Source organism: Nonlabens sp. (assembly GCF_047636915.1).
Taxonomy (GTDB): domain Bacteria; phylum Bacteroidota; class Bacteroidia; order Flavobacteriales; family Flavobacteriaceae; genus Nonlabens.
The window spans coordinates 14,278-28,507 of the sequence record NZ_JBLIGN010000033.1 but is presented as its reverse complement, the minus strand read 5'-3'; the positions used below and the strand labels follow the sequence as shown (position 1 = coordinate 28,507).

Below are 14,230 nucleotides of genomic sequence, written 5' to 3'. Positions count from 1 at the left end.
GTATCTTCCATTAAGAACATATCTTGATGCAACACTCTTGTTTTTGCGTCAAGACCGGCATGATAAGGAACGGCTTTAATTCCATTTACTTGTAAAACCTGAGCCAGTGCTTCCACGCGTTTGCGAGAAAGACAGTAAACAATTCCAGATTTTCCGTCGTTTTGTTTTATAAAGCGAGTGATATCTGCATCTACTGTTTCTGTTTTAGGACGCACCTCATAATAAAGGTTGGGTCTATTAAAAGATGCTTGAAAGGTAGTCGCATCAGTAATCTGTAAGTTTTTAAGGATATCTTCTTGCACCTTAGGCGTTGCGGTTGCTGTAAGTCCTATAATGGGAATGGCTGCTCCTATGCGATCTATGATCCTGCGCAAATTCCTGTATTCTGGACGGAAATCATGTCCCCATTCACTAATACAGTGTGCTTCATCGACGGCTAGAAATGATATTTTCTGACCTTTTAAAAAGTCCACATACTCTTCTTTGGTTAGTGATTCTGGAGCGACATAAAGCAATTTAGTCATGCCACTGGAAATATCATCTTTTACTTGCTGAATATCTCCCTTCGACAGAGAGGAGTTGAGAACATGCGCCACACCGTCATGATCAGAAATGCCACGTATGGCATCTACTTGATTCTTCATGAGCGCTATCAATGGAGAAACCACTATAGCCGTTCCTTCTTGCATCAATGCAGGTAACTGATAACAGAGCGATTTACCACCACCAGTGGGCATGATAACAAAACAATCTTCTTTATTTAATAAGGAAGTAATCACCTTTTTCTGCAGTCCTCTAAACTGCCCAAATCCAAAAAATTTCTTTAAATTTTCTTCTAATCCTAATTGCGTATCTGCCATTCGGCTGTTGCGTTTTGTTTATCTTTGTACGTTACAATTTACGATATAATTTGTTTATCACACATTATTAATTAAAGTAATCTTTTTTGGAACAAGAAAATAAAATTTTAGAAGTTGCGAGAAGGACTATTCGCATTGAAGCACAAGCTATTACAGACCTTATAGATGGTATTGATTCCGCTTTCGCGAAAGCTGTATTACACATACACCATTCACAAGGTAGAGTTATCATCACTGGAATAGGTAAAAGTGCCATCATTGCGCAAAAAATAGTCGCCACCATGAACTCCACAGGAACTCCTGCCATTTTCATGCATGCCGCTGACGCGATTCATGGTGACTTGGGAATTGTGCAAACCAATGATGTGGTTATCTGTATTTCAAAAAGTGGAAATACTCCAGAGATCAAAGTGCTCGTCCCATTGATCAAAAATTTTAATAATAAACTGATCGCCATAACAAGTGATAGAGGGTCTTTTTTAGGTCAGGAAGCTGATTTTGTTCTTCATGCTGCTATTAGAGAAGAAGCCTGTCCTAATGGTCTCGCTCCCACTACAAGCACCACTGTTCAACTCGTTATAGGGGACGCACTTGCTGTGAGCTTGCTAGAACTGAAGGGATTTACGGACAAGGATTTTGCTAAGTACCACCCAGGTGGTGCCTTAGGAAAAAAATTATACCTGCGTGTTCAAGATATTAGTGAAAAAAACAACAAACCAGAAGTACCTGCGACTGCTTCCTTAAGAGATGTAATTATTAATATCTCAGAAAACATGTTAGGCATGACGGTCGTTACCGAGAATCATCAAGCCATAGGAATTATTACAGATGGTGATTTAAGACGCATGCTTTCCAGCGGTAAAAATATTGATGACCTAGTTGCGAGTGATATTATGAGCACCCACCCTAAGACTATTATTGGCTACTCTATGGCTGTTCAAGCTCGTGAGTTAATGGAAGAGAACAACATCTCTCAATTAATCGCAGTAGATGATCATGGTTATGCTGGTGTGGTACACATTCATGATTTAATAAGAGAAGGAATCATATAATTATGGCTCGTAAAAAGGTAGACCCTAATAAGATGTCTTTTCTGGATCACGTAGAGGAGCTGCGCTGGTCATTAATACGTTCTATTATAGGTATTTTAATAGGAGCTTTAATTGCAGGTTTTTTTACCGACTTTATTTTTGACGTCATTATCTTTGGTCCTAAACGAGGAAGCTTTATTACTTATGAATTCTTTTGCGATTTTGGAAAGAATTTTGGAATCATAAGTGATTTTTGCAATCCTGATTTTAATTTTAAAGTACAGTCTAAAGAGATGTCTGACGAATTCTCTACTCATATTTGGACTTGTATTTTAGTAGGTTTTGTCGTCGCCTTTCCATGGATATTGCACCAAATATGGCGATTCATTTCTCCAGGATTAAAGTCTGACGAAAAAAAATACAGCGGTGGGTTTATAATCGTTTGTTCTTTGCTGTTTTTTATAGGTGTCATATTTGGTTATTTTGTGATTGCTCCTTTATCAGTTCATTTTATGATGACTTATAATTTGAGTCCTGAAATTTCTACAGAACCCAGCTTGTCCAGCTATATAGGTTATATTAGAGCCTCTATACTAGCTTCTGGATTGCTTTTTGAATTGCCTGTCATCATTTATTTTCTTACTAAAATAGGTCTCGCCACACCAGCTGGATTGAGAAAGAATAGAAAATTTGCTTTAGTAATTGTTTTGATTGTTGCTGCGGTCATCACGCCACCAGATATTGCCAGCCAGATCATAGTTGCCATTCCTGTGTTAATTTTATACGAAGTGAGCATTTTCATATCTAAATTTGTGCTCTATAGACAGGAAAGAAGAAAAAGAAAATTAGCTACCCCATAAATGTATGAGTAACCAAGTAGAAGAATTCAATGCGTATCGTGAAAAAATGAACGATGCCATTCTTGAAGACAATAATAAGATTATCAAACGCATCTTTAATCTGGACACCAATGCCTTTACGGCAGGAGCACTTGATAAAAAAACTAAAGAACTTCTAGGTCTTGTGGCCAGTACTGTTCTAAGATGTGATGACTGTGTCAAATACCACTTAGAAGCCAGCTACAAGGAAGGGATTTCTAAAGAAGAAGTCGTAGAAGCACTTTCCATAGCTACATTAGTGGGTGGGACGATTGTGATACCTCATCTGCGCCGTGCTTATGAATACTGGGACGAAGTAGAGAAAAATGCAGCTCCAAAACTGACGAACGATTAGTGGACAACAGACCATTGTCTGTAAGATCTAAACGAATTTATTTGTTGTAAATCTTCATAAGCTTCTCCACATAACGCTCACTTCCGTAATGCTGCAGCACATGTTCCTGAAATTGAGCTGCGTAACGATCTCGTAATTCGTGATTTGACATTAGTTCTTCTAAAGCTGCTGCAAGTAGTTGAGGATTTTCTGCTGAAACTACGATCCCAGTATTTGCAATCACTTCTTTACAAGCGCCTACATCTGTAGCGATAACAGGTAGTTTATTTAAACCATATTCTAAAAGAGCTACAGGTAAGCCCTCAGAATTAGAAGAGAGCACTCCTATATCACAAGTCTTTAGAATAGCTGTTACATCAGGTCTTGATCCCAATAGGAAAACACGACTTGCCAAAGCTGGCTTTTGTATCTGATGCTGTATTTCTTTAAAATAGGCATCCTCAAAATCTTGACCACAAAGATGTAAGGTCCATTCGTCATATTCTGGCGCTAGCCTCTCAAAAGCTTGGAGCAAATTGAGATGGTCTTTCTGTTCCCTTAAGTTGGCAAGACAGACCATGCGCTTTCCTATTGTTCCACCCAACGGACTCAAAAGTGGGACCGTCGGAGCTGACAATGCAAAGTTCTCTAAGTACAGCACTTTTTTACATTTCAGCTCTTTCTCTGCCCACACTTTTAACCGCTTGTTGACGCTGATTATTTGGTCAAAAAAAACAGATATAATCTTTAATAATGTAAAAGGTCTATAAACCAACTCATTTGCTTTACCGTAATGATCGTGCCATATCAATTTAGGTTTGTTTTTTAAGAAAAGGAATGCGAGTACCGCAATAAATGCAGACGTACTGTGCGCATGAATCACCTCAATTTGATGCACTCTAATGTAATTATTCAATTTAAAAACTGCCGAAAGCCCCAACTTACCTTTCTTATTTAAAAAAAGATAGGCTACCTCTGGGGCAATTGCTTGTTGAAGCAAACCTTCTTTTCTGGTAACACAAAGATGAGAGTCGTGACCTTCTTTTGCCAGCACATTGGCAATATTAACCGCCATACGTTCTGCGCCGCCAGCTTCCAGACTGTCTATAATTTGAAGTACTTTCATTTTTTGGTGGCTTTTATTGGATCTGTTTCTTTTAAAAGCAAGGCAATTTCTCTTTCAAAATCATCCAGCGTGTATTGTTGCGACCAAGCCGCGGCGGCTTTTGACATGTGCTCTAGTTGATCTGGCTGTTTTAGATACTCCTTCACTACTGTTCCTGCTTGTAATATATCGTTGATCAAGATACCTCGCTGCGTGTCATCAAAACCTTTCCCTAGACCTAAAGGGTAAGTTTCTTTATCTGCATTGGAAGTTGGAAGTTGGAAGTTGGAAGTTTCTATCCCCAGCATCCACGGAACACAGCTCACTTTGCTTGCCACGGGTATACATCCCCAAAACATGGCCTCAGCGACGGCTTTAGGCCAGCCCTCACTTTTTGAAAGTAAAAAGGAGAAATGTGCCCTTTTATAGGCCTGAATAAGGCTAGTGTTGTCTACATTACCGTGCAACCTGACGTGATCTTCTAACCCAGCTTGCTTTACTTTATTTTCAATATCTTTTTTCAAAGGACCATCACCATAATAATCTAAAGAAATAGCCAATCCGTTAGCCCGTAATTCTTTTATGAGTTCAAAAACTTCCAAAGGTCTTTTATTGGCTCTCATGGTTCCTACGAAAACTGCTTTACAAGGTCCATTCCAATTCCTATTGGCAACAGGCTCAATCTGATTCCTGTGGTAAGAAGCTGTAAAGAATGGTTGGATATTTTTAGTTTGATTGGGCCAGTTTCCATACACCAACACCTTTATATTTTTAGTTAGAAAAGTATTGGACAGAATTCTCTTTTGTAATCGATAAGCAATTGGTTGAGAGGCACAGGGATCAAAATTGCCGGCATATTTAACTGTTTTCCTTTTGCTAGGGAATAAGATTTGTGCCATACTAGCCAGTAAGGCTAGATTTCCAGGGCATCTTAAATGTATATGATCTGCTTTCGCAAAAGCAAAACACAAAACTATAAATTGGTAGGGGATACTAAGAAAAGAAATTACGGCTGAAAATAACGTGTGAAATTCCAATCGCCGCAAGCCTATTTGTTTGAAATCTTGGTTTAAAAAAGGCTGCGCTAAAAGCTTGCTGCCCATCCTGTCTGGACAGATAAAAGTAGTTTGGTCTACATGACGCATCCATAAGTCCATTTCCCTTACATAGGGAGCGTAGGCAACTTTTTTGCCGTTTTGCTGGATCAAGTGAGCATCTGTTATGACTAGGAAGTTATTCATTGGAATTTTAATGAGAATGGACAATTTCTAATACTCTAGACAAATAATTTTTAGGGTGAATGTATGGAGAACTCCATTCTAAATTTGCCTGACACATTTCTATATATTTATTGTTGTTTTTTTTGCAAATCCGTAATACAATCAGGCAATTCTTTGTGGGCAGAACGACTAGAAAGTTCTAAATAATTCACCCCTTGTTTAAAGCCTTCAATTTGGACAGATATGGGTTTTAGATATAACTGCCTTCGCATGCAACAGATATTCTCCTATTTGAGCGGCATAAAGTAATGTGATTCCTGTAATCATTTCCATTCCTTTTTGGTGACAAACTCCTACAAATAATAAAGGCAGCTTGATTATTTTAGGTGATTTTGAATTGTAATCCCAATTGTAAAAACAGTACTGCAATAAGGCCCACAAGCCTTGTTGTGGGAGCCGTAAGGTAATGGCAGATTTACCACTATAATCGGCATATCTTTTTATGTCTTTAGAAAACTTCATTATTTAGGTTTATGGAAGAGTAAACTGATAAATCCTACACTTCTTCCTATTGCCTCAGTAAAGGCTTCTTTGCGTTCCCGAGTAGTAAAGATATTGAGAAATCTAATAGCAGTAAGTAAAAAGGTGATTTGATACCATTTTAACTTGTTTTTAAGTGATGGGTTGGGATGCTTGACACGCCATACATACCAGCCATTGCGTACGACCATTTTACCATAAGCATACTTATTAGGTCTTCCTGCCGCATCGTGATGATGTTCTAATTGTGCTGCTGTATTGACATATAAATCTCCTATATGCGATAATCGCAATGTGAAATCTGCATCTTCATAGAGGCCATATCCTTCAAAATATTCTGAATATTTATGTTCTTTTAATACTGAAAACGGAAAACTAGACACACCACCCATCAACTGTTCTACTTGATATATTTTACCTGACGGCGGCAAAAAACTGATGGACCTCCCATGTCCAAATGCCGGGAAAATCGCTGGAGGAGTTTGTTGTGCTAACCTTAATTTTCGCCTTAGTTGATACCGGCTGCTTTCTTTACGACGGTAACCATCATAATAGAAATAATTAAGGTCGTTTTTAACTTCTGTTTCTGCTGGCTCCCAAGAAATCTCGTTTGTAATGTAGCCGCCGACTCCTATAGCATTTGGAAATTGCGTATAGGTATCTATTAATTGCTCAAAATAATCTAGACCAAGAAGGGTATCATCATCCAGAAACGCAACTATATCACTGGCATCATTTACTCTTTCTATACCGTAATTGCGTTGCTTTGTGAGACCGCGATGTTCTGGTGGTACTTTGTAATAGTCTAATTTAGCTGAAGTAATGATAAATTCTGAATGATTTTTATCTGAACTCGACCCTTGAAAATATACACGATAAAGATTTTCAAGCATTTCTTTTGTCTGCTCATCTGCAGAACCATCAATAATCAGCACCTCATCGGGTACTTGAGTTTGTGACATCACAGATTCTAGCAACTTGGACAAAGGTTCTGGTCTCCTATAGGTGCAAATGATGAGGGAAATCTTCAAATTATAATAGGGCTTTTAAGCAATCGTGCAATTTACAAAAGTAGGCATGTCTGACTAAGTAATTTTCATAAAGACTGCGATTAGAAATTTGCAATTCTTCAAACGAAGTTGCCGTATGAGATTTATGAAACTCTAGGAATCTCTCCATTACATCTTCATGTGGTGCAACACGACAGATGTGTTGGTCCCATTCGATCAGCTGTTCTAAAGGTAATTGCACATCCGTGTCTATAAGTATAGGTATTTTTCCTAAGGCGAGCGATTCATAAAAACGTACCGAAAAATTCCCAGCACCCCGCAAACAAAACGTATACGGAGCATCATTTAAGTTTTTAAAAAACACCGCAGTGCTTGTCTCTCTTTGTTCCTGAGTTATGGCGCCTGCACGGTACTTATCTCTATATATAAAATCAGTTTTGATAGATGGGTTTGACTCTAACTCTTTGAGATAGGCAAACCTCTTTCCTGCAGCATTATAAATGGATTGTGTGTCACTTTTATCCTTTTTAAGCCAGCGATTCAAGTTGGCTTTTAAAGTTGCTCCAAGAATACGCAATTGTTCTTTAAAACTTGGGTTTGCAAATCCCGTAAAAGAAATTTGAGGCAATTCTTGATAAACTGAAGGTTGAAGCTCTAAAAAATCATTTTCTAAAGGATCATTCATAAAGGCAGGAAGAACAAAGGTATTGCTATCATTAGAAGTCTTAAAACCAGCATTGCGCCATGTAATGATGACGCTATCATTAAAGGTTTTGCCATAATCACCGCCTGTATAAACCAGCATCTTTTTTCCCTTTGATACGGCCAGTTGATAAAGCATTTTGTACTGTTCTTCATAGCCTTTTTGCGCAATCGTAAAATAGTTGATCGGAAAGATAAAAGCAGCTGCCTCATCTGGGTTTTCTACTAAAGAATAACATTCAAAAACAGAGAAATGAGCCTGTTCATAATAATGCAGGTCAAACAACAAAGGATGAACTTCTCTTCTATTTCCTGGAATCAACAATTCCTGATACGTGTATAGCTGTATCATAATTGAGTACCCCACTTTTCACTTTGTTCCCAAGCTTGCTTGTATTTTTTATAATGCGTCCAGGGTAGTTTCGTGTCAAAAACTCCATAGGTTTTAAAAAACTGCACCATTTTATAACCCAGCAATTGTTTGTGGGTATAGTTCTTCTTACGATGGTACATAATTTGCGGTGAGGGCTTGGGTTGTATAGGGTCATTATGCCATGGAAACACATGAGGTTTTCTAAAACCACCAACTGGTGCTTTTAAATGCAATAATTGTATTTGAGGAGCATAAATCACATCAAACCCTGCTTGACGTATTTGCATTCCATAATCTACGTCTTCTCCATATCCATGCTCCAGAGTCATATCAAATTTACATCCCTCTACTATTTCTCTATGAACGATAGAACAGCCCGAGCCGAAAGATTCCCATTGCTTAAAAGATGTTCCAATTTCAACTTCCCCTTTTTGCAAACAAGAAAAGGTAATACACTTCTCTTTACCTTCATTAATGAAACCTAATATTTTATCAGAAAAATTATCTTGAACACGCAGGTCATCATCAAATAACAATATCCAGCTGGCATTGCTTAAGGATATTGCTCTGTTGCGAGCACGACAGGCTCCCGTAACAGAAGTAAATTCGTGAATAATTTCAAAATTCCATCGCTTTTTTTTCATAAAGTCTAATGCACTTGTTGCATTAACATCCGCATTTTGTTCGACGACAATGAGCTTATTAGGTGTAACCCTTTGCTCGTTTAAATCTTCCAATACCTTTTTCAAATAACTAGGTCTACCCATAGTAGGAATGACTACATCGTAATCAAAATTTATAGTTGTATCAACTTCTCTGATTTTTTGCAACTCCTGAATCTGAATTTTTAAGTCTTTCTTTTTGTAAAAAAACGCTTTAATAAAAGAGCTTATCGGAAACCGTTTCTCATACCACAAATGACAAAGAAGCAAAATGAAAACCCACCTCGTTTTATAATGCTGTTTTACAAACCTATAAAGGTCTTTTTCTTTAAACTTTTCATTTTGAATGGCTGTAGGAATTTGGTAATTTAAAACACCTAAAGGTCTGGACAATCTACCAATGGAATTTAACCAGTACAGGTAGTCCTTTTCAGAAGCGTGTGAAAAAGCCGTCATAGTTACAAGCTTTGCATGTATGCAAACGATTGCTGTCCCTTTTAGCCAAGTGGGATACCTAACTTTTTTATTGATATTTAAAAAAGGACCATCCTCTACATATCCAAAATCTTCATGTGTATGATTGTAATTAGAAAAGAAATAGGCCTGATGATGTAATTCTGGTAAAGCATTTTTGAATGTATCAATGTCTGCTGTTTTCTCATGAACCAATAAATAATCATCAGTATTTACTTGAGCACATTTATAAATGGCCTCCACTATTGGCAGACCTTTATAACCCCTAGTCATCGCTATGCCCTTATGATGTAGAAGAGAAATCATTGAGAAGAAATACTTTTGTACAACTCTAAATTTTGATGCGCTATTTTATTGATATCAAATCTCGCCTCTATTTTTACTCTAGCCGCTTGACCTATTTGTTCCACCTTAAGCTGATCTTTAAAAAGAATAGAAATAGTACTGATATAACTATTTATATCGTCTGGATGATGCATAAAACCATCAACCCCATGCTCTATTAAATCTTGTGCCCAGCCAATGTTGGTATTTACCACTGCCTTTTTTAATGCCATAGCTTCTATAGTGACCATTCCCAGTGTTTCTGCAAGTGATGGAAAAACACATACATGGGCTTTCTTTATTTCACTTTGCACTTCGTGATATGGGACTTTACCTAGGTAAAAAATGCGAGCCTCAGCATTTGCTGTCATTTTTGATTTCATAAGCTCCCAGGTAGAGCTAGCTCCCGTTTGGACATCTCCACTGTCTGCTCCTATAAAAACCAAGGTGCTTGTAGGCTCTAGTTCCACCAATTTATTAAATATTTCTATCAATTGAAATACTCCTTTTTTCCTTATCAAAGTGCCAATATTCAATAAGCTGTAGGCTGTAAAATCTTCTGGATGGTTGTTTTGAAAATTCTCTAATTGCAATCCGTAGTGTATCACCTTCAATTTATGCATAGGTAAGTCCAATAACCTCATGGATACTTCTCCGGCATAATGAGTAGGTGCTATAAAAGCGACGGCCTTGCTCATTGCTTGTTTTTCAAAAAATCTATTCTTCCATTTTTGAGGTCTGTTTTCGATATGACAAAAGTAAGTGTCACTGCCGTGAAAGCGTATCACCAACGGTATTTTAAAATGCATAAAAGCCGTGATTCCTGTCCAATCAGGTGCTTCAATAATTTCTATACCCTCAGAATGATCCATGATGTAATTCTGAATATGTTTTCTATAAAAATAAAAACCACCTAATTTATATGTCTTTTGAGCTATGAGGTGAAAAGTTATAGTACCCTCCTCAAAAACACAATCTTCTTTTTGCCCATATACCAATACGCTAATCTGATGACCGATTGCGGCTAGTGCTTCTACTAAATTTTTTATACTGGTCCCCATTCCGCCAGCATTGCTGATTTTCTTATGCGGATATTCTGGTGTGAGATAGGCGATGTGCATTAGTTCGTTATTTGATTAATCCCTTCCCAAATACGCTTACTAGCCTCTTCAGGGAACTCCGGTTTATTGACGATTCCATACCATTCTTTAGTCACAGGAACTGGATTCAACTCCCCATCTAATAAGCCTTTGATCCCATCATAAATTTCAGACTTGCTCTTTGCCCAAGTGACACTTTTAGCAGCATCTGGCATGGAACGAAAATGTATGTAGTTGTAATTTTGTCCTATATCGCGCATTCCTTTTTGAAGCTGTGGCTGCTCATAATTAGGATAAATGGTAGGCTTGTCGTGAATCACAAAATCAAATACCATACTGGAACAAATGTTGACGACCAGTTCGCTGTGGTAACAGGTATTGACCAATAAAGCAAAATCTTCTTTGGTAGGCATGACTTGATTCCATTGTTCCCCCATAGGCTTCCACAAAGGATCTATAGAAATGATGACGTCTTTATACTGCGCTAAAACAGCATCGTATCTTCCAGAAAAGTCAACAGGCACTTTTCTGTAAATAATCGCCAAATCACGACCTTCTTCTCGCAGTTGGCGTACCGCGATAGCCGTGTCTTCCAAATAATATTGATCTAATGGCGAAGTGGTTTGATCATCTCCCGAAAAACAGATGTACTTGGTGTTAGTGTCTAAACCTTGAGCTTCAGAGAATTGCTTTCGCGAAAGCAATAAAGAAGCATCGTAATGAGGCTCAAATTGTGGGGTTCCGGTAACGAAAACTTGTGCCGATTTTGTTTTGGGGTAATATTCCAACAACTGTGCTTTCATCAACTCAGACCAAACAAAATAATAATCGGTCTCCACCGTACTCATTCCTTTGGGTAGGTTATCCCAACTGTAGATCCAGCAGGCGGTCTTGATCCCTAAATCTTGTGCCGCAAGAAGAGGTGCTATGGCTTGTGTCGCACGTTGGGTCGTACAAAAAACCAAAGCCGGTTGGTGTTCTTCTAATTGGGCTTTCAATTCTTGATAACGCAGCGTAGAGCGCTCTGCAGTATTTATTTGATCCATTAATTTTTGCCAACCCTGAGGGGTAGCACTAAAAGTTTCATGAAATGTTACAAAAGCACTTTTTAGTATGTTTTTAAGGTTGTTCCATCGCAACGGAAATCTATAAGTAGTATATACTTTATCATTCGTGCGCTTTCGCGAAAGCGCTAACTCCACCCTTTTGCGAGCATGACTGAGCACCGTAGTTTTAGGATGTATTTTAGTGCTTTCGATCTTTAATTCGGGATAGCCTAATTCTTCTTGGAGAGAAAAAATAGTGTTGTTCCAATAGGTGGTATCAAAGCCTTGCTGTTCTCCTATTTCTTTAAAATGGGTAAATGCAAAATTGCGCAATCCTACTCCATCAGGAAAAAGAATAAAAACCTTAGGGTTGCTGGTTTTATGATCACTCATTTTAGTTTTTTAATTGTTCTCCCTTTTACTTGAGGAGGCATGCTATTGTTTCTGTACGTTTGAGCGCAGTACAGAACTACCACCTCTTTAAAAAATATGTGCCCTCAAAATTTATTTTCGGTACTTCAACTTATCGCGTTGTACTTGCTCAATAGGTAGAATATCCGTCTTCTTATAATCCAAAGCTTGATAAACTGCTTTTAAATCTCGCGCTAGTTTTCTCATTCCAGCTGGCTCTAAAGAGGCGCTGTGATCGGTTCCTTTCCAGGTACGATCAAGTGTGTAATGGCGTTCTACTACATTGGCTCCTAATGTATAAGCAGCTATATCTACAGCTATTCCTAAATGATGACCTGAAAAACCAATGGTTTTTACGCGACTGCCATACTTTTCTATCATGGTAGAGATGTCTAACAAACACACGTCTGGAAAGGGTACCGGATAACCAGAAGTACAGTTGTACAATACCAAATCTTTTGCTCGATTGTGTTTTTCAAAAAACTGAACCAGTTCTTCCATCTCCTGTTTAGTCGTCATTCCTGTAGAACAGTGAATTTCCCCTTTGTAATTTTCACACAACCAGCCTAGCATCTCGTAATGGTTGTTACAAGCACTCGGAATCTTGATGAATTCTGGGTTCAATCCTGCAATTTCTTGGGCACTTGTGGTGTCCCAAACGCTGGAAGAATAAGTAATTCCTACTTCTTCACAATAGGCTTTTAACTCGGCGTGTTGATGGACATCAAATTCAAGAAACTCCCGGTGTTCCCCATAAGTGTCTCCATAAGAATTCACTGGGTTCGGGTGCGGTGCGTTGTACTGCTCTTTTGTAAGGAATTCTTTGTTATAACGTTTTTGAAACTTTACCGCGTCTACTTTACAAAAGATGGCCGCTACTTTAATCAGCTCCTTAGCGATTTCCATATCCCCTTTATGGTTCCCACCTATTTCTGCTATGGTATAAGGTGCTTTATACTTTGTCATAACGATGGTTGTATTTTATAATAAATTCAGTCGCTTCTCGGATGGCACCGTTTGCGCTGTCATTTTGCAGGATCACATCTGCGTGATTTTTTATGGGCTGTGTGGCATTTGCTGGAGCAAGTGACCAGCCAGCAGCACACATATTGGCCAAGTCGTTTACATCATCACCCATATAAGCAATTTGCGAAAAGGATAAATTTCTATCCCTAACGATTCTAGAAAGCAAGCTGTACTTGTCTTTGACTCCTAGAAAGACGTCTTCAATTTTTAATTTTTTCATCCGACTGGCAACAATCTTTGAGTTTTCTGAAGTCATGACCATTACCTCAACGCCGTACTGACGAAGAATTTCTAATCCCATTCCGTCTCGCATATCAAACTTCTTCATCATTTCCCCATCTGCTCCATAATAGATACAACCATCTGTAAAAACGCCATCTACATCTAAAATAAGGTGGGTAATCCGCTCACTTTGTTTCTGTAACTTCAAACGAGCAGCCAGCAATTCCTCCACTATTTTCCAATCGGTTAAAGAGTCTATCTCTGTAAGACTTTGCTCAGTCATGGGAACTGTTGCTATATTCCCGCTTATTCTGTTTTTACTTTCGCGTAAAGCGGAATGAGTCGTCACATAACAAGCACCGTTTTCTATAAGCAGGCCTTCAAAATCTTGCCTTCTAGGCCGATTAAAGATATCATAATTCTTAGGGGTACCGTCTGCATGCCAGGTAAATCTATGTGTGTTGACTACCGTAAGTGCGCTGTCATAATTCTTTCCGTTTATTACAGCATCTAGCGTATTATTAATGTCTATGGCGGTTGTAAAAGGCGATGTGGCTTGCAATAAACAGAATACATCAAAGCTTGATTTTAAACCATTTACAAATTCCATGATTGCCATCTCCGTACTTGCCGTATCTGTGGCAGTTTGTTCACTGCGTTTTACCGTTTTTACCTTATGGGTCCAGTGGTATTCCTTATCAATAAAGGAAAGAATATCCTCATCATCTGTATAAACATAAACTTCATCAAGATTTGAGGCAATGGCTGCTCCCAATACCCAACAAAAAAGAGGCCTTCCTAAAAGCTTTTTTTTATTTTTATCAGGAATGCCTTTGGAGCCTTCACGTAATGGGATAAATCCTATGGATTTCATAGTTATAGGGTTAGGTTCAAATTTAAGTAAACAAGGGG

General features: G+C 38.3%; 14 protein-coding genes. 3 read left to right on the top strand and 11 right to left on the bottom strand.

What is annotated here, in order from left to right; translation table 11 throughout:
- A partial coding sequence (locus tag ACJAT0_RS07010) for a RecQ family ATP-dependent DNA helicase (RefSeq protein ID WP_415181094.1) occupies positions 1–860 on the bottom strand: 860 nt, incomplete at its 3' end.
- Positions 861–946: 86 nt separating this feature from the next.
- Between ACJAT0_RS07010 and ACJAT0_RS07005 the strand changes: the two genes are divergently transcribed.
- From ACJAT0_RS07005 to ACJAT0_RS06995, 3 genes are read left to right on the top strand one after another with little or no spacing between them, the layout of a single operon-like run.
- On the top strand, positions 947–1,912 hold the full coding sequence (locus ACJAT0_RS07005) for a KpsF/GutQ family sugar-phosphate isomerase (protein ID WP_415181093.1): 966 nt from the start codon (positions 947–949) through the stop codon (positions 1,910–1,912).
- 2 nt (positions 1,913–1,914) lie between these two features.
- Positions 1,915–2,751 (top strand): twin-arginine translocase subunit TatC, encoded by an 837-nt coding sequence (tatC, locus tag ACJAT0_RS07000; protein ID WP_415181092.1) that lies wholly within the window; start codon positions 1,915–1,917, stop codon positions 2,749–2,751.
- A gap of 4 nt (positions 2,752–2,755) precedes the next feature.
- Positions 2,756–3,124 carry a carboxymuconolactone decarboxylase family protein gene (locus ACJAT0_RS06995; protein WP_415181091.1) on the top strand — a complete coding sequence of 123 codons (369 nt, stop codon included), beginning with the start codon at positions 2,756–2,758 and terminating at the stop codon, positions 3,122–3,124.
- A gap of 37 nt (positions 3,125–3,161) precedes the next feature.
- Here ACJAT0_RS06995 and ACJAT0_RS06990 read toward each other — a convergent pair whose 3' ends face one another.
- From ACJAT0_RS06990 to ACJAT0_RS06945, 10 genes are all read right to left on the bottom strand, one after another.
- Positions 3,162–4,229, bottom strand: a complete 1,068-nt coding sequence (locus tag ACJAT0_RS06990; protein WP_415181090.1) for a glycosyltransferase — start codon at positions 4,227–4,229, stop codon at positions 3,162–3,164.
- Positions 4,226–5,449: a glycosyltransferase gene (locus tag ACJAT0_RS06985; RefSeq protein ID WP_415181089.1), complete on the bottom strand. Its 1,224-nt coding sequence runs from the start codon at positions 5,447–5,449 to the stop codon at positions 4,226–4,228. The genes ACJAT0_RS06990 and ACJAT0_RS06985 overlap by 4 nt, the downstream gene beginning before the upstream one ends.
- Before the next feature lie 207 nt (positions 5,450–5,656).
- Entirely contained in the window at positions 5,657–5,950 is a 294-nt protein-coding gene (locus ACJAT0_RS06980; protein ID WP_415181088.1) for a hypothetical protein, read from the bottom strand.
- Entirely contained in the window at positions 5,950–6,930 is a 981-nt protein-coding gene (locus ACJAT0_RS06975; RefSeq protein WP_415181087.1) for a glycosyltransferase family 2 protein, read from the bottom strand. The genes ACJAT0_RS06980 and ACJAT0_RS06975 overlap by 1 nt, the downstream gene beginning before the upstream one ends.
- Before the next feature lie 70 nt (positions 6,931–7,000).
- Positions 7,001–8,032 carry a hypothetical protein gene (locus ACJAT0_RS06970; RefSeq protein ID WP_415181086.1) on the bottom strand — a complete coding sequence of 344 codons (1,032 nt, stop codon included), beginning with the start codon at positions 8,030–8,032 and terminating at the stop codon, positions 7,001–7,003.
- Entirely contained in the window at positions 8,029–9,495 is a 1,467-nt protein-coding gene (locus ACJAT0_RS06965) for a glycosyltransferase family 2 protein (protein ID WP_415181085.1), read from the bottom strand. Before ACJAT0_RS06965 ends, ACJAT0_RS06970 begins: the two co-directional genes overlap by 4 nt.
- Entirely contained in the window at positions 9,492–10,634 is a 1,143-nt protein-coding gene (locus tag ACJAT0_RS06960) for a glycosyltransferase family 4 protein (protein WP_415181084.1), read from the bottom strand. The genes ACJAT0_RS06965 and ACJAT0_RS06960 overlap by 4 nt, the downstream gene beginning before the upstream one ends.
- The gene (locus tag ACJAT0_RS06955) at positions 10,634–12,052 is read right to left on the bottom strand and encodes a UDP-glycosyltransferase (RefSeq protein WP_415181083.1); all 1,419 of its coding nucleotides are present in this window, start codon (positions 12,050–12,052) and stop codon (positions 10,634–10,636) included. Before ACJAT0_RS06955 ends, ACJAT0_RS06960 begins: the two co-directional genes overlap by 1 nt.
- A gap of 111 nt (positions 12,053–12,163) precedes the next feature.
- Positions 12,164–13,036, bottom strand: a complete 873-nt coding sequence (locus ACJAT0_RS06950; protein WP_415181082.1) for an N-acetylneuraminate synthase family protein — start codon at positions 13,034–13,036, stop codon at positions 12,164–12,166.
- On the bottom strand, positions 13,023–14,192 hold the full coding sequence (locus tag ACJAT0_RS06945) for a cytidylyltransferase domain-containing protein (protein WP_415181081.1): 1,170 nt from the start codon (positions 14,190–14,192) through the stop codon (positions 13,023–13,025). Before ACJAT0_RS06945 ends, ACJAT0_RS06950 begins: the two co-directional genes overlap by 14 nt.
- Positions 14,193–14,230 lie beyond the last annotated feature (38 nt).

Excerpts from the sequence above, each read along its gene's own strand:
- tatC (WP_415181092.1), top strand. The coding sequence starts at position 1,915 with ATGGCTCGTAAAAAGGTAGACCCTAATAAGATGTCTTTTCTGGATCAC.
- ACJAT0_RS06995 (WP_415181091.1), top strand. The coding sequence starts at position 2,756 with ATGAGTAACCAAGTAGAAGAATTCAATGCGTATCGTGAAAAAATGAAC.
- ACJAT0_RS06990 (WP_415181090.1), bottom strand. The coding sequence starts at position 4,229 with ATGAAAGTACTTCAAATTATAGACAGTCTGGAAGCTGGCGGCGCAGAA.
- ACJAT0_RS06985 (WP_415181089.1), bottom strand. The coding sequence starts at position 5,449 with ATGAATAACTTCCTAGTCATAACAGATGCTCACTTGATCCAGCAAAAC.
- ACJAT0_RS06980 (WP_415181088.1), bottom strand. The coding sequence starts at position 5,950 with ATGAAGTTTTCTAAAGACATAAAAAGATATGCCGATTATAGTGGTAAA.
- ACJAT0_RS06975 (WP_415181087.1), bottom strand. The coding sequence starts at position 6,930 with ATGTCACAAACTCAAGTACCCGATGAGGTGCTGATTATTGATGGTTCT.
- ACJAT0_RS06970 (WP_415181086.1), bottom strand. The coding sequence starts at position 8,032 with ATGATACAGCTATACACGTATCAGGAATTGTTGATTCCAGGAAATAGA.
- ACJAT0_RS06965 (WP_415181085.1), bottom strand. The coding sequence starts at position 9,495 with ATGATTTCTCTTCTACATCATAAGGGCATAGCGATGACTAGGGGTTAT.
- ACJAT0_RS06960 (WP_415181084.1), bottom strand. The coding sequence starts at position 10,634 with ATGCACATCGCCTATCTCACACCAGAATATCCGCATAAGAAAATCAGC.
- ACJAT0_RS06955 (WP_415181083.1), bottom strand. The coding sequence starts at position 12,052 with ATGAGTGATCATAAAACCAGCAACCCTAAGGTTTTTATTCTTTTTCCT.
- ACJAT0_RS06950 (WP_415181082.1), bottom strand. The coding sequence starts at position 13,036 with ATGACAAAGTATAAAGCACCTTATACCATAGCAGAAATAGGTGGGAAC.
- ACJAT0_RS06945 (WP_415181081.1), bottom strand. The coding sequence starts at position 14,192 with ATGAAATCCATAGGATTTATCCCATTACGTGAAGGCTCCAAAGGCATT.